General features: G+C 57.2%; 18 protein-coding genes. 10 read left to right on the top strand and 8 right to left on the bottom strand.

All coding sequences use genetic code 11. The features are described 5' to 3' along the window. The first annotated feature begins 55 nt into the window (after positions 1-55). The 4 genes from M9Q49_RS22305 to M9Q49_RS22290 all read left to right on the top strand — a co-directional run bounded on the left by M9Q49_RS22305 (position 56) and on the right by M9Q49_RS22290 (position 6,021). On the top strand, positions 56-1,204 hold the full coding sequence (locus M9Q49_RS22305) for a type II secretion system F family protein (RefSeq protein WP_254511043.1): 1,149 nt from the start codon (positions 56-58) through the stop codon (positions 1,202-1,204). Positions 1,205-1,451: 247 nt separating this feature from the next. Further along, a complete protein-coding gene (locus M9Q49_RS22300; protein WP_254511042.1) occupies positions 1,452-3,137 on the top strand; it encodes an arylsulfatase in 1,686 nt (561 codons plus the stop codon). A gap of 26 nt (positions 3,138-3,163) precedes the next feature. Further along, positions 3,164-4,576, top strand: a complete 1,413-nt coding sequence (locus M9Q49_RS22295; RefSeq protein ID WP_254511041.1) for a DUF1254 domain-containing protein — start codon at positions 3,164-3,166, stop codon at positions 4,574-4,576. Positions 4,577-4,593: 17 nt separating this feature from the next. Further along, on the top strand, positions 4,594-6,021 hold the full coding sequence (locus M9Q49_RS22290) for a DUF1254 domain-containing protein (protein ID WP_254511040.1): 1,428 nt from the start codon (positions 4,594-4,596) through the stop codon (positions 6,019-6,021). Positions 6,022-6,028: 7 nt separating this feature from the next. On the opposite strand, the gene M9Q49_RS22285 is transcribed toward M9Q49_RS22290, so the two are convergent. From M9Q49_RS22285 to M9Q49_RS22255, 7 genes are all read right to left on the bottom strand, one after another. Further along, positions 6,029-7,465 carry a hypothetical protein gene (locus M9Q49_RS22285; protein ID WP_254511039.1) on the bottom strand — a complete coding sequence of 479 codons (1,437 nt, stop codon included), beginning with the start codon at positions 7,463-7,465 and terminating at the stop codon, positions 6,029-6,031. A 73-nt stretch (positions 7,466-7,538) separates the two neighbouring features. After that, entirely contained in the window at positions 7,539-8,084 is a 546-nt protein-coding gene (locus M9Q49_RS22280) for a hypothetical protein (protein WP_254511038.1), read from the bottom strand. Between the two features lie 112 nt (positions 8,085-8,196). Next, entirely contained in the window at positions 8,197-8,391 is a 195-nt protein-coding gene (locus tag M9Q49_RS22275) for a hypothetical protein (protein WP_254511037.1), read from the bottom strand. Next, complete coding sequence (locus M9Q49_RS22270; RefSeq protein ID WP_254511036.1) at positions 8,369-9,223, bottom strand: hypothetical protein; 855 nt, start codon at positions 9,221-9,223, stop codon at positions 8,369-8,371. The genes M9Q49_RS22275 and M9Q49_RS22270 overlap by 23 nt, the downstream gene beginning before the upstream one ends. Positions 9,224-9,710: 487 nt before the next feature. Then, positions 9,711-11,387 (bottom strand): ATP-dependent DNA ligase, encoded by a 1,677-nt coding sequence (locus M9Q49_RS22265; RefSeq protein ID WP_254511035.1) that lies wholly within the window; start codon positions 11,385-11,387, stop codon positions 9,711-9,713. 5 nt (positions 11,388-11,392) lie between these two features. Further along, positions 11,393-12,121, bottom strand: coding sequence for a hypothetical protein (locus M9Q49_RS22260; protein WP_254511034.1), 729 nt, complete (start codon positions 12,119-12,121; stop codon positions 11,393-11,395). A 108-nt stretch (positions 12,122-12,229) separates the two neighbouring features. Continuing rightward, positions 12,230-12,838 (bottom strand): hypothetical protein, encoded by a 609-nt coding sequence (locus M9Q49_RS22255; protein ID WP_254511032.1) that lies wholly within the window; start codon positions 12,836-12,838, stop codon positions 12,230-12,232. A 242-nt stretch (positions 12,839-13,080) separates the two neighbouring features. On the opposite strand from M9Q49_RS22255, the gene M9Q49_RS22250 reads away from it, so the two are divergent. From M9Q49_RS22250 to M9Q49_RS22240, 3 genes are all read left to right on the top strand, one after another. After that, entirely contained in the window at positions 13,081-13,713 is a 633-nt protein-coding gene (locus M9Q49_RS22250) for a hypothetical protein (RefSeq protein ID WP_254511031.1), read from the top strand. A 145-nt stretch (positions 13,714-13,858) separates the two neighbouring features. Continuing rightward, complete coding sequence (locus M9Q49_RS22245; protein WP_254511030.1) at positions 13,859-14,818, top strand: DUF1559 domain-containing protein; 960 nt, start codon at positions 13,859-13,861, stop codon at positions 14,816-14,818. 111 nt (positions 14,819-14,929) lie between these two features. Further along, positions 14,930-15,262: a hypothetical protein gene (locus M9Q49_RS22240; protein WP_254511029.1), complete on the top strand. Its 333-nt coding sequence runs from the start codon at positions 14,930-14,932 to the stop codon at positions 15,260-15,262. Positions 15,263-15,643: 381 nt separating this feature from the next. Here M9Q49_RS22240 and M9Q49_RS22235 read toward each other — a convergent pair whose 3' ends face one another. Continuing rightward, positions 15,644-16,657 (bottom strand): IS1/IS1595 family N-terminal zinc-binding domain-containing protein, encoded by a 1,014-nt coding sequence (locus M9Q49_RS22235; RefSeq protein ID WP_449224115.1) that lies wholly within the window; start codon positions 16,655-16,657, stop codon positions 15,644-15,646. A 300-nt stretch (positions 16,658-16,957) separates the two neighbouring features. Between M9Q49_RS22235 and M9Q49_RS36155 the strand changes: the two genes are divergently transcribed. The 3 genes from M9Q49_RS36155 (at position 16,958) to M9Q49_RS22225 (ending at position 18,816) form a co-directional block, all read left to right on the top strand. After that, on the top strand, positions 16,958-17,080 hold the full coding sequence (locus M9Q49_RS36155; protein ID WP_390843458.1) for a ribbon-helix-helix domain-containing protein: 123 nt from the start codon (positions 16,958-16,960) through the stop codon (positions 17,078-17,080). 577 nt (positions 17,081-17,657) lie between these two features. Beyond that, entirely contained in the window at positions 17,658-18,515 is an 858-nt protein-coding gene (locus M9Q49_RS22230) for a hypothetical protein (RefSeq protein ID WP_254507838.1), read from the top strand. Between the two features lies 1 nt (position 18,516). After that, positions 18,517-18,816, top strand: coding sequence for a hypothetical protein (locus tag M9Q49_RS22225; RefSeq protein WP_254507837.1), 300 nt, complete (start codon positions 18,517-18,519; stop codon positions 18,814-18,816). Positions 18,817-18,833: the final 17 nt, after the last annotated feature.

Here is an 18,833-nt window from a genome sequence, read left to right as displayed (position 1 = left end):
ATTTTCAAGAACACGCCCTCGCTCACGCTACGGGCTACCTCATACGGAACCAACCATGATCCAAGACATTCAAGCCTGGCTCGCCGATCAAGGTGCTCCCGAGTGGCTGCAAAGCCCGGTGGCCTGGTTCGGTGTCGCTTGCTTATTGCTCGCTGTTCCGGTCGTGCTGCGCTTGCTCTTCAGCAAGAAGCAGGACGCGACGCCAGAGCAACCCGCCGATCCGCGTCGATCAAGCGGTGGTGTGTTTGGTCCGCTGACCGAGGCTCTCGCCTCGCAGATTCCGGAATCGGAAAAGGAACGCGTCGAGTTCGGCCAGATGTTGCGGCAGGCTGGTTTGTACAGCCCCACCGCTCGCCAAAGCATTTACGCTTACCGTTTTATCCTGCTAGTCTTCCCGCTGTTTTGCACGGGATTGCTCGCAATCGCCTCGCCGCCGAGCCAGACCTGGCGGATCTTGATCGTGGGCGGCGTGATTACTGCGATTCTCTCGATCACGCCTCGTATGTGGGTGTATCTGCGGCGGCAAAAGCGAGTGGCTCAGATCAATGCCGGTCTCGCCGACATGCTCGATATGCTGGGCATGTGTCTCGGCGGTGGCATGCCGTTGTCGCACAGCCTCGATCACGTTTCGAAGAACTTGACTGCTTATCCCGCGCTCGGCGAAGAGTTGCAGATCATGCGTCGCCAGGCCGATGTTGGCAGCCTGCGTATGGCTCTGTCGGACTGGGCCAACCGCATCGACTCGCCGGAAGTTCGCCAGGTCGCCACGTTGCTCACTCGCGGTGATCAACTGGGCGCCAGCATCAGCGGCTCTTTGCTCGAACAAGCCGACCACTTCCGCACGACCCGTAAGAACCTGGCCAACCTGCAAGCCAACCGGCTGCCGGTGTTCCTCACGTTCCCGCTGCTGTTCTGCTTCGCACCGGCCGCTCTCATCATCCTGATGAGCCCAGCGTTCATGCAGCTCTCGGAATTCTTCGATCCGCAAAACGGCAAGAATCCGCTGGCGAACAATGAACGGATCAGCACGAGCCGCATCGTCGATACCCTGGACTCGCTCGACCAGAATATCGAAACTCGCGTTCGCCCCGGCGAATCGAGCGTGCTGAACGATCCTCGGTTCCGCCGCCCGCAACGGACCCAAGGTAACCTCCCGCGTCGGCGTTCTGAGAGCCCCTACGCCGTAGAATCGCAGGGCGAATAGTTCTTTTGCTAACCCCCTCTCCTCGCTTTAGAAAAGCGAGGAGAGGTTGTGCGCGCTCTTGTAAATATCAGCGGTTGATTATTTGATCGGCAACCGCTGACATCTTGAGTCACTCTCGTCGACTCACTCTCTTGCGCCTGCTGGCGGCTGACCCACGCCGTCTGTTTTAATGTGGACGGCGCTCTCTGTTGCGACGGCTCAGTCGCTAGCGCTTGGCGTGAGATGATTCTTCTGGGAGGCAGCTGCCATGTATCACAGATTGGCGATTGGTACCAAAGTATTTCTATTGCTACTGGGAGCCGTATTCTGCGGAATTGCAGTGCAGGATGCCGCTGCGCAACAGCGGAAGCCGAACATTTTGGTCATCTTTGGTGATGACATCGGCACGACGAATGTCAGCGCGTACAGCGGCGGGCTGATGGGTTATGAAACGCCGAATATCGATCGCCTATCCAAGGAGGGCATTCGTTTCCAGCATTACTACGGCGAGCAGAGTTGCACGGCCGGCCGAGCAGCGTTTCTGACTGGTCAGCATGGAATTCGGTCTGGGCTGACGAAAGTCGGTTTTCCTGGCGCACCGATGGGGATGAGTCAGAAAGATCCTAGCATCGGTGGCTTGCTGAAGAATTTGGGCTACGTTACCGGGCAATTCGGCAAGAACCACGTCGGCGATCGGAATGAATCGTTGCCGACGGTCAATGGGTTTGATGAGTTCTTTGGCAACCTCTATCACTTGAACGCGGAAGAAGAACCAGAGCTGCCGGACTATCCGAAAGAACCGGGCTACCTGCAAAAGTTTGGTCCCCGCGGTGTGCTCGATTGCAAAGCAACGAACGTCGACGATCCCACGACCGATCCCCGCTTTGGCAAGGTCGGTAAGCAAACCATCAAGGACACTGGCGCGTTGACGAAGAAGCGGATGGAAACGATCGATGATGAAACCTCGGCCCGGGCCATCGAATTCATCACGCGACAAAGCAAGGCCGACAAGCCGTTTTTCTGCTGGTTCAACAGTACTCGCATGCATTTGCGGACGCACGTCCGCAAGGAACATCGCGGCCGCTACACTCACGGCGACAGCGAATACAACGACGGCATGATCGAGCACGATGAAACGGTGGGTACGATTCTCGATGCACTCGACAAACTGAAGATCGCCGACAACACGATCGTCGTTTACACGACCGACAATGGCCCGCACATGAATACCTGGCCGGATGGCGCTATGACGCCGTTCCGCTCGGAGAAGAATACGAACTGGGAAGGCGCTTTCCGCGTGCCGTGCCTCATTCGCTGGCCCGGCAAGATCAAAGCCGGCACCGTGACGAATCAGCTGATGAGTCACAATGACTGGATTCCCACCCTGTGCGCCATCGCTGGCGAAGCCGACGTCGTCGGTAAGTGCAAGCAGGGCTACACCGCGAACGGCATTAATTACAAGGTCCACCTCGATGGCTTTGATCAATCGAAGTTCATCACCACGGTCGAAGGAACCGTCGGGAAGAACAATGGCGCAAAGAGCGCTCGCAATGTTTTCTTCTATACCGACGACGATGGCTTGCTCGTTGCCATGCGCAAGGGTGATTACAAGTACGTATATTCGGAACAGCGGAAGCAAGGGACCATGGGGGTGTGGGCCGAGCCGTTTACGACCCTGCGGCTGCAAAAGATCTTCAATCTGATGCAAGATCCGTTTGAGCGAGCAGATATCACCTCCAATACGTTCTGGGATTGGCAACTCGACCATGTCGCCTCGATGTACGGGGTGATGGATGACGTCTTTAAGTTCGCCAAGACGTTCGATGAGTTCCCGCCGCGGTCGGTGCCGCCGTCCTTTAATCCCGCGAACATTCTCGAGCAAAAGTTGCGCGAAATCAAAGCGAAGCAAAAGATCGAGCAAGCGTTTCCGTTGCTCGTTGAACCGACGAAGTAGGCCAGTCTTGATTTGAGGAAATGAAAATGCATCGCTTGGCGATTTGGTTCGCTGCCAGCGCGCTATCTTGCGCTGGCAGCCTGAATTCTGCTTGGTCACAGGATTTCTCTGCCGATGAACTGGCCGCACGATCGTTGCAGCGTCGCGCTGTCGAAGCCGTGATTTGGGGCATGCCAGCCGTAAATTACGAACGGATGCTGCAAGCCGCCATCGAAAACGGCGCGAAAATCAACCAAGTCGTCTACTGGTCCAAGCCGGTGAACTGGAAGAATCAAACTCTCACGCCGAACCCGGATACGATTTATCTCAATCCGTTTTACGACACCAGTCACGGTCCAATGGTGCTGGAGCTACCTCCTGCCGACGACAACAACGTGATCGTCGGCAGCTTTGATGTCGCCTGGCAGAACGCGCTCGCCGATGTTGGCCCAGCCGGCCTCGACAAAGGAAAAGGAGGCAAGTATCTAATTCTGCCGCCTGGATACAAAGAAAAAGTGCCCGAGGGTTACTTTGCGCTACAATCCGAAACGCTCCGGGGCTTCGTGATCCTGCGCTCGAACTTCAAGAGCCGTTCGGATGCCGATATTGCCTCTGCCGTTGCGCACGGCAAGCGAGTGAGGTTCCATCCCCTCGGCGGCAACCCCGAGTCAACTGTATTTGTCGATTGCTACGACAAGCCGTTTGAGTCGACAATTCCCTACGACGCGACATTCTTCGGGCATCTCGATCGCTTTGTGCAATTCGAGCCCTGGCTGACGCGTGACAAGGTGATGATCGATCAACTCCGCACGCTCGGCATCGAAAAAGGCAAGCCGTTCAAGCCAGATGCAAAAACAAAGGGGATTCTTGAGCCAGCTGTGCGCGAAGCCCATCAGGTGATTGCCCTGAAATATGAAGCGGGATTCTCGCCCGCATTCTTCGACAACACCGGCTGGGGCGTGCCAGTTCCGCCCGAGACGCGCGACGGATTGGGCAACATGTTCGCCGATCCGAATCAGTACGGCGTCGACGGCCGGGCGGTGATGTATCACATGGCCTACTTCAGCCCGAAGGTTTTCGGCGGCGGTCAGTTTTACCTGATTAATATCAGCGATCGCGATGGCAAACCGCTCGCAGGAGACAAAACCTATCGCTTGAAAGTTCCTGCCAACGCCCCGATCGAGCAGTACTGGTCGGCCACGGCCTATGATCGCGAGACACATGCGCTGATTCGCGGCATGTCGCGCCCGAGCCTGGCTTCGAACGATGCCGCCGTGATAAAGAACGACGACGGCTCGACGGAAATCTATTTCGGCCCCAGCGCGCCGGCAGGGAAGCAAACGAATTGGGTGCCGACGGATCCGAAGCGGAAGTTCGAAGTCTTGTTCCGGCTTTATGGCCCCAAGAAAGAACTGTTCGAAAAGAAGTGGTCGCTGCCGGATCTGGAATTGGTCCCTTAACGAAGAAGGAATCGATGATGTTCACTCGCCTGTTCTTTGCGGCACTCATTCTCGTTCCAGTGGTGAGTTTCGGTCAGGACAAAATGCCGCTCGGCTTTCCGAGCGTAGAGCAAGCTCGCGCGGCGAATGGCGATGCTGAGCTGCAGCGTGCGATCGTGGCGTATCGCTTCTGGTATCCCACGGTTTCTTGCGAGGGCATGTTCAACGGAGCCCGAGCGGCAGGAGTGAAAGACAACGAAAGTGTCTTGATCATGGCCTGCACACCGCGGCAGGTGGCCTTCACGCCGAACTCCGACACGCCCTACGGCGCCGGTGCGCTCGATCTTTCGAATGGCCCGATCGTGATTGAGATCCCACCGGGGCCATTCATCGGCCTGGCCAACGATCATCACCAGGGCTGGATTCTCGACCTGGGAATTCCCGGGCCGTTTGGTCCGAAGGGTGGCAAGCACGTGATCATGCCGCCTGGCAATAACGTGCTCGTTCCGCCGGAATATCAGATCGGCAAATCGACTTCGAACAAAGTGCTCATCGCGCTCCGTGCGTTGCCGCAAAATGGGGACGTGCAGGGCGCACTCGATGCTTTGCGTAAGGTGAAAATCTATCCGCTCTCGACAGTTGAAAGTCCCAAGCTCGCCACGTTTATCGATGTCAGCGACAAGGATCTCGACAGCACTTGCCTCAAGTGGGAAGACAATCTTCAGTACTGGGAAAAACTGCACGCCGTGATCGATGCCGAACCGCTCGTCGAAAAATATCTGCCCATGTACGGCTTACTGGCTGCGATCGGAATTGAAAAAGGAAAGCCGTTCACTCCCACAGCGGAACAGAAAAAAATGCTAACCGCCGCTGCCAAAGCAGGCCGCGATCAGATGCTCGCAGCCGCTTTCGCCAGTCGCCGACCGGACCGTTTGGCTTGGGATGATCGCAAATGGGAATGGGTCGGTCTGGTGCCGGGGAGTGCTCAGTTCGAAACGGCCAGCGGCATCGATCTTGAGGCCCGCGATCGCTGGTTTGCGCAGGCGATTGTCACGTCGCCCGCGATGTTCAAGCGGAGCGCGGGAGCTGGTTCACTCTACTGGCTGGGGCATCGCGACAAAGAAGGCGAGTATCTCGACGGCGGGAGCACTTATCGCCTGAAGGTTCCGCAGCCCGTGCCAGCCGGCCTCTTCTGGTCGGTCACGGCCTACGATGCGCAAACGCGGTCGGAGGTGCAGACCGATCAGAACAAAGCCGCGCTGCGCTCGCTGTTCGAGCTCAAAGATGTTTCGAAGACAGAACCCACTGAACTCTACTTCGGTCCCAAGGCGCCGGTAGGGAAAGAGAAGCAGTGGATCAAGACCACACCGGGCCGCGGCTGGTTCGCGTACTTCCGCATCTACGGCCCCGAAGCGCCGGCCTTCGACAAATCGTGGAAGCCGGACGATTTTGAAAAGGTGAAGTGATGCACGCCTAGAACGACCACTGCACCTGAGTATGGAAGCCGACGCCCTGGTTGTTCGGCAGTGCGACGTAGTCGGTCTTGCGATGCGTCAACTCAAAGCCGACGCGAAATTGTTGGGTCACGTCCCAAATCAGATTCGCGAAGAGCGTCTGGTTGTAAGTAATTTGCGCCAGGTTCAGATCGGCATCGAGCGGGTTATCGAAGCCGCCGCCCCAATGCGTGTGCAGGCAGGGCGTGAGGTAGTGATAGATCTCGGCCCAGCCGCCGCGAGTGCGGATGCTGTTGAAGGTTGCTGAGTTGACGCTCTGCAGCACGCCGGCGTTTTGATAGCCAAGCCCTTCACCGGTGAAGGCTTCGCCGACGATGCCCCATTGGTCGTTGATCCGCCAACGAAAATCCAGGGCCAAGCCGTAGGTATTGGCGACGACGTTGGGCTGTAGCAGCAATGCAGAGCGGAGCTGACCGCCGACTGCAGAGACGCCAACCTCGAACGCACGCTTGGCCTCGAGTCCTTCCTGTTTGATTTCACCGACTGAGTAAGCCACGCGACCTTCGATCGTCGGCCAGCCGTTGTCCTCGGTGATTCGCAGTGGCGGTGCGCCGGTGATGATGCTCGAAATGGGTGTATTCGAAGTGACGCCCGTCGGCACGGGATCGGAAAGAGCGGCTTGAATTGTCCACTGCGAATCAGTCGTGGGATGCAGATACCGCTCGATGCGGAACTGCCCGGGAAAATTGTTGCCCGCATTACCCGACGCGAACATCGACGAGAACGTCAGCATTGTGGGGAGGTTCGGGGCAAAGACATTGAATTGCAAACCGGCCGCGATCCGCCAGTCTTCATTGCGCAGTTCGCCGAACCCTTGAATGGGCAAAAAGCCGTAGCGATCGACGATCAGTGCGTCGTTGTAGAACAAACCCAGCACCATGCCGCCGGCTTTGAAATTGCCGACGTCGGGCCCACTGAAAACGGCTCCCAGGCTGCTGGAGCGGGCATGAATGTCGACGGTGTTCTCCGGTTCCGCCGAGTTCGGCGCCAGAAACAGCGGAATGCCCGGCGCGATCGGCCGGGCCGTACTGAACATCATGTTTCCCTGCAACGCACCAAAGATGTTGACGTTCCAATACGGCAGGAGCGTCGACACGTGCGGACAAGGCTGGCAGGGCGCCGGTTTGACTGGGCAGATGCACGTGCCGCACTGACACTGCGGACAAACACAATCAGGGCACGCCGGCTGAGGAGCCAACTGCTGTTCGGCCACGGCCGCTGATTCGATGCTGTATCTCGCTGCAGGAACGATCACCGGCGGCGGTACGGCATCGCTGTAAGCATCCTCTATCGGTGGCGCAGGCGGAAATGCCTGGCCGAACGCAGAATGTGCAATGAGCAACGCCAGCCCAATGCTGGCAACGGTGCGATAGTACCTGGCAGGTAAACAGAACATCAGCCGCCCCCGAAGTGTGGTTCCTCCAGGGAGATCGGCGAATAAACGAGGCAAGCTTTAACGATTGTGCCGGTTATGCCGGCGGCCACTGCGACTTGCGAGGTTCGCTCATTCTTAGTCCAAAACAGCAGTCGCCGCCGTACAGAATCGAGTAGCCGTTGCCGCAATGAGCAACGCTGTGTTTTAGGTTGGATTGCGTTTCCACAGTTTCGATAAACTCTCGAAGTGTGATTTCTCGTTCGCGAAAGTGAATTACTTGAGCCGCATTTTCTTGCGTCGCTCCCACGCGGATGTATCGCGATAACCAGCGATTGTCAGAGTCGTCGTCATTCATCTCGGCCAGAGAGATCTCGGTTTTGGGCAGCACCACCTTCGTGTCGAGTACCCGATCGACAGTCTTCACCGGCGCGACGATCGCTGCCACGAAGACCACGGTGGTGATGGTTAGATAGGTCAGTAGCGTTGACGCCAACCGTTGACGCTTGGATTCACGCCAATAGGCCCAGCAGATGACCGCCAACCAGGGAAGAGCCAGCAGAACCGGGCCGAGAGGAAGTACGACCGCGGCGATGGCGAGCGAAGTCGCGATCACGATATGCGTCGGAGAAATACTTGCCATGCGGCCAGCTTAAGAAAAAGCGTTGTCCACAGAGATGAGACAACGCCCATTTTAGCGGCGGCAGAAGCGACTGCAAAAGAAATTCGGCCGGCTACTTCAGTGGCCTAATTTCTTAAGAACCGCTGCCGACAGCACTCGCGGGAGTCTTCCACCACGGGTATTGGCCGTAGCGGTTCAGTTCCATTGAGAGGAGCACGGTGCCAGTGACCAGCGCGAGGAAGGACAGGATCAACATCACGGTATAGACGTTGATCGCTTGCTTCTGCACTGCAGGCTGACCGGGACTAGATGAGCTTGGTAGTGACATTGTCGCCCTTCTGAATCTTGCCGCGCTGCAGCGTCTTGTCGATTTGACCCACGGCCCGATCGGGTCCCGTGGTGCGAATGGTGATTTGACCCAGGTATTGATTGCCGCGATAAACTTGCAGCACGTGACCCGGCTTGAGACCGTCGTCGGAGCCGATCGAGACTTCGATCAGGTCCGAATTGTTGATGGCGAGAACCACGCCCGTCACTCGCGGAGCGATGTGCCGCACCGGGCTCATTTCATCCAGACCGTGATAGTCCATCACAAGCTTCATGCGGGTGATTTGTTGAGCGAACTGATTGTTGCGTTCGCCGAGGTTGGACTTCAGATTGTTGGCTTGGTTGAGTTCGTCCTGCAGGGTGACGACCTTGTTGAACTTGTCGTCGAGGTCTTGTTCGGTGTCGCGCAGTTTGCCGCGGGTGAGGGCGATTTCAGCTTCGAGCGTGCTGAGTCGCGATTGCGCCAACTTGGCGGTTTCGGTTGCAGTATTGAGCGCGGCAACCACCGTTTCATATTCGCGTTGCTTGACGAGCAGTTCGCTCTCGGCCTTCACCAGGCGGGCGGTGAGGCTGCCGAGAACAGCCCGGCGAGCGACGCGTTCTTCTTCGAGCCGCTTCTTGAGCCGTTCGAGCTCTTCCTTCAAGCCGGTTTCGAGCAGCCGCAGATCTTTCAGCTGCGTCTCGAGACCCACAGGCTTGCCGGCCGCGGCCGTGGTCGCGGTGGCATAGTCTTTCCAATTCTTATGAGTGGCGAAGACCATCACCGAGGCCGTCATGAAGCAAATGCTCATGACGAAAATCAAAACGGTGAAAATCTTTCCGACGAGAGTCATGGCTGGTTACCTTAACCAAGGACGCGATTAGCGCTGTACATTCGCAGCGACAACGCTGTGGCGAAACATTCTGGATCGCAGCCGCAATCTCGCACCGGGCTCAAGATCCATGCCAGCACCGGTTTTTGACCAGCACCAGCGAGCCCATTGCGACAGAAGAGCAGAACGTCCCTGCAGTATAATTTCGCCAGTTGGCAAATTCAACGAAACGCTACAAAATCAGTCAAAACCACAGTTTAGCGAACGGCAAAAACGAACGATCCCGGGCAATCGCCGGCCTCAACGAGCCAGCTACTTCCGCAGGCACCCCCTCAAAGAGCAGTCAATCCGCAGCTCTGGGTTGGCCACCGTCGTCGCGACCGCAACATCCGTCTCCATCGCTTTATTGGTTCTGGCTGGCAGGCCCGTTACGATGGATTCGGCTGGGGGCAACTGGATTATTCCCCGCAGCCGCTCGACAGGCCATTCTCCGGGCCAAAGACCGTTGTTAGCCCGACTTCTTTCTGGTCTTTTTCGTCGGCTCCGACGACGCGAGCTTCGGCGCGGCCTTCTTTCGGCTCTTTGTCGGCGCCGGTTCCTCGGCAGCAACCACGGCTTCGACTGCGACGGCAACGAGTTCCAGTTCCGGCGTCTTTACCTCAGCGACTGCGACAGCAACTTCGACGGCTGCTGGTCGGGGCTCGACGTCGAACTTCTGCGAGGAGTGTAGGCCCCAACCCTTTTTGATGTTCTCGGCGACCATCTCGGCAAAGAGCGCGTTGATCTGGTCGAGCGAACTCGAGACACGGACTTCACGCTCCAGCAGGTCTTTGCGGTTGGGGCTGAAGTCGGTGAAGTGGAGCACGTAAGCGGGGAACTCTTCGCTGTCGTTTTCCTTGTTCGTCTGCCAAGTGACGAACTTGCGGATCATCGTCTCTCCTTTGGCGACTTTTTTGTAAACGTCGCGCCGCAGCATTTGGCTCTTCGGCAGCGTCATTTGCCGGGCATCGCGCTCGAGCAGCGTCACTTCCACGCGCTCGCTGACCTGCTCGATCCGCACGTCCTGCCGGTGATTCGATTTGTCTTCGCGCTGGCGGATGAACTGTGGCGAAATGACGGCAGCGAGTGGCAAGCGGCGAACCGGCTCGTATTTGGAATGACCGTTGACGCCGCTGAAGTTCAGCACCATGCGGTTGACCGGGCCGCCGCGGGTCGTTTCGGAAATGAGATCGAGGCAGCTGATCTCCACAACCCAATCGGGCCGGACCATCTGATAGGCCACGTGGTCGGAATTGACCTCGGCATAGTCGCTGTGAACGACCATGTCTTTGAGGTCGCTCAGCATTTCGCGGCGAACATCGTCGCTGAAACCCCCGCCGACGCGAGTGAGAATCTGCAGCGTGTTGTCGTGACGCTTCACCGCGAGGAGCAGATCGTGCAGCATGCCGCGGCGATCATCGACCGATTCGGTAAAGCCGACGACCACCGCATCGAGGTTGTGACGCGGCTTGATCTTGAAAATCCCTGCCGTATCGCTGCGAACGACGAGTCCTTCATCGCCAGAGTCTTCGACCCAATCGGCGAACAGCTTGCGGATTTCGCCCGCGTCGGCGGCTTGCTTGGTTTCGACGGGATGAACGCTCGTTCCCTTGCCGAAGACCTTTTCGATTTGATTCCAGGTCTCGGCGTATGGTCGCTGCACCGGAACGTCGTCGATCGCGAGAATATCGAAGACGGCGAAACGCAAACGCTTGAGATCGGCAGCCCCCTGCGGCTGGCGGGCAACGGTTGTCACATCGTGCACGCGCGGCCGTCGGCCATCGACGGAGACATAGAGTTCGCCGGCGATCAGCGCGCTCTTGATGCCTGCTTTGGCGAGCGCCTTGGCTGCTTCATCCTGCCACGGCAATCCCTTGCGCACCGTGCCGCCCGGATTGCAGGTAACGCATTGGCCGTCGCGATAGATGAGAACCGTGAATTCGCCGTCGACCTTGCGGCTGACGAAGTAGCCGGCTTTGGGGATCCGCTTTTCGATTTCCTCTGGCTCGAGCGGGACCATCCGCGAAGACGCCAAACGGCGATATTCCTGCACTTTTGGCAGCAAACCGGAGTCCGACAACGCCGTCGCCGGGGCTACGCCATAGTCGCCGAGCTTGATCTCAACCCGCGATTTATCGAGGAGCATATTCACTATTCGGCGTCCTCTTTGGCTTCCGTCTTGGCGGGAGCTTTCAGTTCGAGATTCGAGAAGTGCAGCAGCAGGCAATACTTGTCACCCTGCGTGCGGCCTTCGAGAAAACCTTTGTAGGGAGTCGAGCCGCGGCGAAGGATCAGCGGCTGGTTCGATTTCGGCCCGGCGCCGAGCAACATCAGGGCGTTGCGCGTTTCGAGTTCCTTGGCCATGCCAAAGAGGAAGTCGTAGGTCAAACCGTTGATGTGGTGCAGTTGCACCTTGCCGCTGAAGACAAACTTTTTGATCGCTTCGGCTTTGTCGATGTAGACGCCCGACCAGCGGAGCGGAACTTCGCCGCCGAGGTTCGGCTCCGGCATTTTCCGCGGCCGGCGATCACGCACGCTGCCGTCGGGGTTATGGATGATCTCGAAGAACTCGACCTTGTGCACAATGTCGCGTTTGGGATTCACATAGACCCGCGACGTCTCACCCAGCACACGGCCCGTCGTTTCGAGGTCGATTTCCGGGTCGCCATCAAGCATCGCTTGCGCAACTGCCGAGAGTTCACCTTGGTGCGAATCGCGGAGCGCATCGATGCTGCGATCGACGGCTGCTTTGACGACGCGAACGCTCGCCGCTTGCCGGCCTTTATCGTCGACCCAGCGGACCTTGAGCGCACTGCGCACGCTTTCGGTTGTCACGACAGCGTCGCGTCCGGCGCTGTTGAGGAGATTGATCGTTCCCACGGTTCCCTCGCGGTTTTGCCAGTTTTGAGTTCTAAGTTCGGAGTTCTGAGACGGGAGAAAAGCTTCTTGCTTTTCTCAGAACTCAAAACTCAAAACTCAGAACTTCCCCTAGATCATGTCGAAATCCATGAGGTCCGTCTCGTCGCCACCTTCCTCCTCTTCAAACACTGCCACTTGCGCCAGGCCGATGAATTCGACTTTCGTCGGATCGCCCACGGCCAGGAAAATATTGCCATCGTCTCCCAGCAGCAAAAATCCCGCGTTGGCTTCGAGGCCGCCGCGAAAGCTGTAGGGGAACGAAAAGATCGTGCCAAGCTTGAGCTCGGTGCGCAATGTTTCTAGATCGCCTTCGCACTCGAGCTGATAGAGCATCCGAATGTTGTGGCTCAAATAATGATCGGCCGATACCGTTTCAAACAGCTTGATCGGCGCACTGAACGACGATGCGACCGGCTTGATTTCATTCCCTTCGACATCGACCGGCTTGAGCTTGCTTTTGTCGCTCCACAGACCATCGGCATCGACATAGCCCAGCCCGGTGCCGCCGCGGCCCACTACGGTGCGGCCGTCATCGGCCAGCGTGGCCAGTTCGCACACCGCTCCACCTTCGCCGAGCACTTCGACTTCTTTGTAGCCGTAGAGCTTGCTGCGATCGACTTTGCTGAGCTGAAACGACAGGTCGGTGTCACCCCACTGAAAGACGAGCGGTTTGGCCACGAAGCACCTGCGTTGACGAAATGATCTGCGGACTAGATGACGGACGAAGTCAGAACACGCAAAGTCGTCCGTGCAACTTGCCTGAAGAGGCGGCAAGTCGTGCATGATCGTTTTCAGCCAAGACAGTTCGAGTATACCCCCCTCTCCGAGCCGAATGAATATTCAAAATCCCACGGAATGCGCTGTCGCCTGAAAATTGCACAGAAGCTGCGCAAAGGGTATCGTTTATTCGGAATATGCCGGTGTTTGCAGCAGCAAAACCAGCGGGCTTGGATGCCACCGATCACGCCAAGAGGTGGTGCCAAATGCTCGATGACAAGCTGACGCTGATCTACGACGAACCCTATCGCCTCGCCGTGCTGCAACTCGCCTCGGCCCCGGCGCAACAAGGTTCGCTGCTGCTGCGGGAAGGTTTTCCCCTGGAGTTCTTGCGCGAGGCGATTCTCGCCACCGGCTGGGTTCGCGCTGACGGCCAGCAGTTCCGCTTGACCAGCCAGGTGCGGGTTGAGTTCTTGTGCGATGTCCTCGCCGACATGCTGCAACTGTTCGATACGCCCGATCAACCTAGCCGCGAACTGCGCGAAGTCGCCGCCGCGGTCGCCGAATATCAAGTCGAAGTCGGCGCCGCCATCGCCATTCCGACCCTCGCCTTCGCCTGGCTCGATGCCATCGTCCGCGAAGACCTCGCCGACGAAGCCCGCTCGGCCGTGCGAGTTTGGTCCGTCGAAAACATCGCCGTCGAATGCGAAGCCCATCGCCAACGGCGAATGAAAGAACTGCTGCAACGCTACGCCGCGGCCGAACAGATCGCGACCCGGCTCGCCCCCAGTGCGGCAACACGCAGCACTCCCTCAAACAGGGCGAAATTGGGCTAAAACTCGCGACCAAACACCAGCGCGAGTCCGGCGAACATTTTTCGTAACGATTTTGCAAAAATTAACTAGATTGAATCTACCCGCCCCCGTTGGTAGGCTATACCGACCTGCTTCCGTAGGTACCAAGCTCTCCCTGAGTACACCAATGATTCGCCAGTCTTCGTCTCTCTTTCGCGTGCGAGCTTGTCGTCCGCAGCAGACCCAAAGTGCTTTTACCCTGGTCGAGCTTCTGGTGGTGATTGCGATTATCGGCGTGTTGGTGGCGCTCTTGCTGCCGGCCGTGCAATCGGCCCGCGAAGCAGCCCGCCGAACCCAGTGCCTTAATCACTTGCGCCAATGGGGCCTCGGCATGCACTTGCACGTCGATACCTTCGAAAAGCTCCCTTACGCTGCGAAGTCGAATCCGCGCACGGTGTGGGTGCCGCAGCTGTGGCCTTATGTCGAACAAAAAGCGTTGTTCGATTCGTACCGTTTCGATCTCAATTTTTCGGACGTTCCGAATACGATTCAAAATTCGCTCGATTCGCCGGTCGGCAAGCGCATCAACATCTACTACTGCCCGAGCGACCGCGTGAATGCGATGCAGCTCGCGCCGGGCGATCCTTCGTTTCGGGCCAAGGGCAACTACAACTTGAACTGGGGCGATGTGACCCAGCCAGCTTTGACCACTCCCGTGGCCTTTTCGCCCTTTGGTTACACCGACTTCGCTTCGCGTGACAAGCCGCGGCAGAGCAAGCTGGCCGAAATCACCGACGGCACGTCTTCGACGATGCTGATGTCCGAAATGCGCGCTCCGATCGTGAATACTCACATGGATCATCGCGGCGACATGCTGAACGACGATGAAGCCTGCACCTATTTCATGACCAACGATCCGCCGAACTCTCGGACGCCCGATACCATGGCGCCCAATTACTGCGTGGATGACACGCAGCACAAACTGCCTTGCACCACCGGCGCCAATCGTTCGAAGGCAGCCCGTAGTCAGCATCCAGGCGGTGTGAACGTGATGTTCGCCGACGGCTCGCAACGATTCATTACCGATAACATCAGCCTCACTTCGTGGCGGGCGATGGGTACGATGAACGGCGCTGAAGTAGATTAACGACGACCAGACGACGAAAGACGCAACGTGATCCGATTTGGCTCTTGGGGTGTGTTCTGTTTCTTGTGGCTGGCGTTGGTAGTGGCCGGCTGCGGTCCCAAAGGTCCGCCCATGGCAACCGTGACCGGCGATGTGACCCTCGATGGCCAACCGCTGGCCGAAGGGAACATCCGCTTCGAACCCAGCAACGGCGATGACCCAACCGCGGGCGACAAAATCCACGACGGCAAATTCAAGTTGGATGTGGCAGTCGGTAAAGCAAAAGTCCGCATCACCGCCAGCAAAGTGATCGGCCAGGAACCGGTTTATCCGGGGTCCAATAGCATGATGCGCGACAAGGTGGTCGAGCTCATCCCTCGCAAATACAACGCCGAGACGACGTTGGAACTGGACGTCCAAAAGAACGCACCCCTAGCGAAGTTTGACCTCCTCAGCAAGCCATAACGCGCGCTTGGGCAGTGGCATTTCACCTGTTATATTATAACAGGTTATTGCAATTCGCTTCGTCTGTAAGTCGCTGTGTAGCAGCGGCTTACGGAGATTAATGCTCATGAGCCTATAACCTTTTATAACCCCACTCGCGCACCTTCATAACCGCGCGATCTAGCCGCAACTGCTATCTCACTTCACCGCTGCGGATTTTCTTACCGCGCAGCAACAATCGAGACCCTACGCTCCTGGAGCGCGGCCAATGGGCATGTGAACTTATGTTCATTATCGAGGTTGGGGGTAGTGGTCGACTAAGTGGACCTGCGAAAAATCTGAAAATAATTTTACCACAAGAAATGAAAAAGCCCCGCCATTTCTGACGGGGCCGACTGGCGACTAGTTGTCGCCTATCCGCTCGATCGCTTCGATGATCGATGGTCGCTTTGGTTCAGGCTTCACGTAGGTGCCAACCGCTTCGATCATTTCGGCAATCGTCCACTGCCGATCTGCCAGACCTGCCGCTTGTGCTGGCGTCGACTTAATCGTGCCGTGCATCGCGACGTAGTTGTAGTGCATGAAGAACAAAGCCAAGGCCGCTTCGTGGTGCTCGTGCGACTTGCTGAAGCCGTTCGTCAACCGAGTGAACCGACGCATGCCCATGCGAATCGTCAGATTGAAACGTTCGCTGTGGCTGGTGTTCATGCGGCTCTCGTCTGGCTTGCCAGCGATAGTCCGCAGTTTCATTTCGACTATCTTCGCGGGGCTGTAGCGGGTCTGATCGCCAGCGCTCGCGAATATCTTGATGACCATGCCGTAGTCGGCGTTCGGGAAGTGATTCGGGATCAGGTGCTTGTAGGGCTTCCAACCGTCGCTGCTGATCTGGCAGCGGCCTTTCTCGCAAGCCCGCTGGAGCTTCTGCACGAACTCCAAACCGTTCTGGTGAGTCCGCTCGCCTGAATGCCAAGCGAGGATGAGCCGCGTGTTGCGCTCGAAGCCGACATAGCAGTAGTTGTCACCGCAGCTGCCAACCGGCAGGCTGTTAATCTTGCGGGTCCGCTCCTTCATCATGCAGAAGCTCCAAAGTTCGTCGACGCTCACGTCCTTCACTGGCTGGCCGACGATCACGTTTTCGAGGAATGTCTTGCAGCGCTGGCCAACGGTCAGCAGCAATTCGAGAATCGTGTCTTTGCAGACACCCGACAAACGCGAAGTAGCACGGATGCTCAACCCTTCGCAAAGCATGCTGATGACCTGCGCCGACTTCTCAACTCCAAGCCTCATGCCGCTGAGCACCTTCGTGCTGTGCGTGAACCGCTTACCGCATTCCAAGCACTTGTAGCGCTGCGTTCCGCACTTCGTCATCCCGCTCTTCTTGCTCCGGGGGTGATTGCATTCTGGGAGACCGATCATAGGGACAGCCTTCAAAGTTGCGGCTGCCTCGCTTATGATTCCAGTTACTACGCTGGGGAATCGGGCGAACAGCCTGGTTTTCTTTGCTGGCCCAGTTCGACCTTGCCGGGTTGGACTGGGCTTTTTTCGTGGGCTTGCCGGCCCGCGTTGATTTCTATTATATTAGAATCATGTTCGCCGTCAACATGATTCGATTATATTTCTTTCAAGGAGTGGAAAATAGGGAAGAAAAAGGCGCACGGCGGCAAACGGAAGGGCGCTGGCCGGAAGCCAATTGACCCTGACGCAAAGGCCGTTCTGGTGGCCGTTACAGTGCCGAGTGACGTAGTGGCACAACTCGATGAGCTACGCGAGAAAGAGGGTTGGAACCGCTCACAGGCGGTCACAATTGCCATTCGCGAATTGCTTAGCAAGAAGGGCTGAGCGGAGAGCGGGGGTTACGATCCCAACGGCGACGCCGTACCCTTCGGCAGTTTATAAATCTGCTGCGCCACCAAGACGCGGGCCGGTCTCCACAAAATCAGCGGAGACGCCATAGCCTCGAAAAGCGAGGCTGTATATGATAGTGAAAAGCCATGTTTGCACTAGCAAGCAAAAGCGAGCGGTGAATCGCGAAGTTTTGGAAGCTCCGTCCTGATCCTTTGGACGGTCATCTGGTCGGTGACACGACCAGCACCAGGATTAACGATTCACCACTCTAACGATCTTGAAAAAGGTCATCTCGCCAGATTTGGGTAGCCTCGATTTGCGGTCCCGGCCCCTCTTCTGACTCGCTCATTTCTGAGCCTGCGGCAGATCAACCAGCGACAACCAACTGGCTGATCCTGCGTTCCCTTCTAGCCATCGCGCACCATCCTTTCCATTGCTGCGACTTCCAAATCTTACCCGTCGTCGAGGCACGAGTCTAGCCCCTGTCTGCGATGTTTCTTGACAAATCTGTTTTGTCTGCAATGATATGGCTCAGATACCGATCAGACAGGAACTCAACCAGGATCTATTTATGGCCGACGACCGGAAAAAACAGCGACTGCGCAGCCCAGCATACCCATCAATCAATCTGCAAGAGGCAATCGAAAAGGCTTCGGTCATTTACCGCCACGAGAAACGGCATGCAGTCCCAGTGGATGTTGTAGTCTGCGAGCATTTCGGCTACGAAACGGCTGCAAGCAGCGGCGGACTTCGTGCAGTTGCTGCGCTGAAGCAATTTGGCCTTTTGGTCGAGGAAGACGGCGGAACTGAGTCGCGTCAGGTGCGACTGTCAAATCTCGCGTTAGATATTCTGATTGCCGAAAACGAGTCTTCTCCGGAACGGCTTAAGGCCATCAAGACAGCTGCCCTTTCACCCCCGCTACATCGAAAGATCTGGGAAAAGTACGGTGGACACCTGCCGTCAAATGCTTCGCTATCTGCGTTTCTGATCCGCGAAATGGAGTTCAATGATGCCCATGTTGATAAGTTCATACGGCAGTTGTCTCAAACTGTTGCCTATGCTCGCGTCGCGGAACCAGATACAATTGAAGACGATGATGACGATCTGGACTCGCATGAATCGAGCGACTCAGCAACGTCATACCCAAATACGGCGGGGCGAAACCAAGCTCCGCTTCCAAATCAAATGACGACAACGACTTATCACTTGCCGACAAACCCGATCATGCCGAGCATGGGGGTGGTCGCCGAAACCGTTAACTTGCCCATCACGATGCCATCGCTCAAGGTCGCATGGCTGAATGTTCCGTCAAAGCTCACGAAGCTTGAATTCGACACCTTGGTCAACACGCTTAAGATGTTTGAGGCAGCGCTCGTACAGCCGCCCTCGCTCCTGGCAGCTGATCCTGTGGAGGGTGCGCCGAAATAACATGAAACGCGAATCCCGCGCACCGCTGATCGTCGCTATCGTGCTGCTGCTCTTGCCGGTGGTGTATGTGGGGAGCTATTTGGCGCTGGTCGTGCCAAGTGGCCGCAGCGTTGTTCGACCGAATTATGTGGACCAACAAACGCTAGAACCGTCCTGGACGTGGTCTAACTACCGATTTGGCTATCCAAAGACCGATCGGTTCTTCTGGCCGCTGGAATTCCTCGACCGGCGAGTCCGGCCTGAGACGTGGGGCGATGCGCCAAACTGGCAAGACAAATTGCGAAGTGAGCCGCCGCCCTAGGCACTTCCCGTGCCAAT

Source organism: Anatilimnocola floriformis (genome assembly GCF_024256385.1).
Taxonomy (GTDB): domain Bacteria; phylum Planctomycetota; class Planctomycetia; order Pirellulales; family Pirellulaceae; genus Anatilimnocola; species Anatilimnocola floriformis.
The sequence above is the reverse complement of the archived record's forward strand: the minus strand, read 5'-3'. Positions and strand labels throughout refer to the sequence as shown.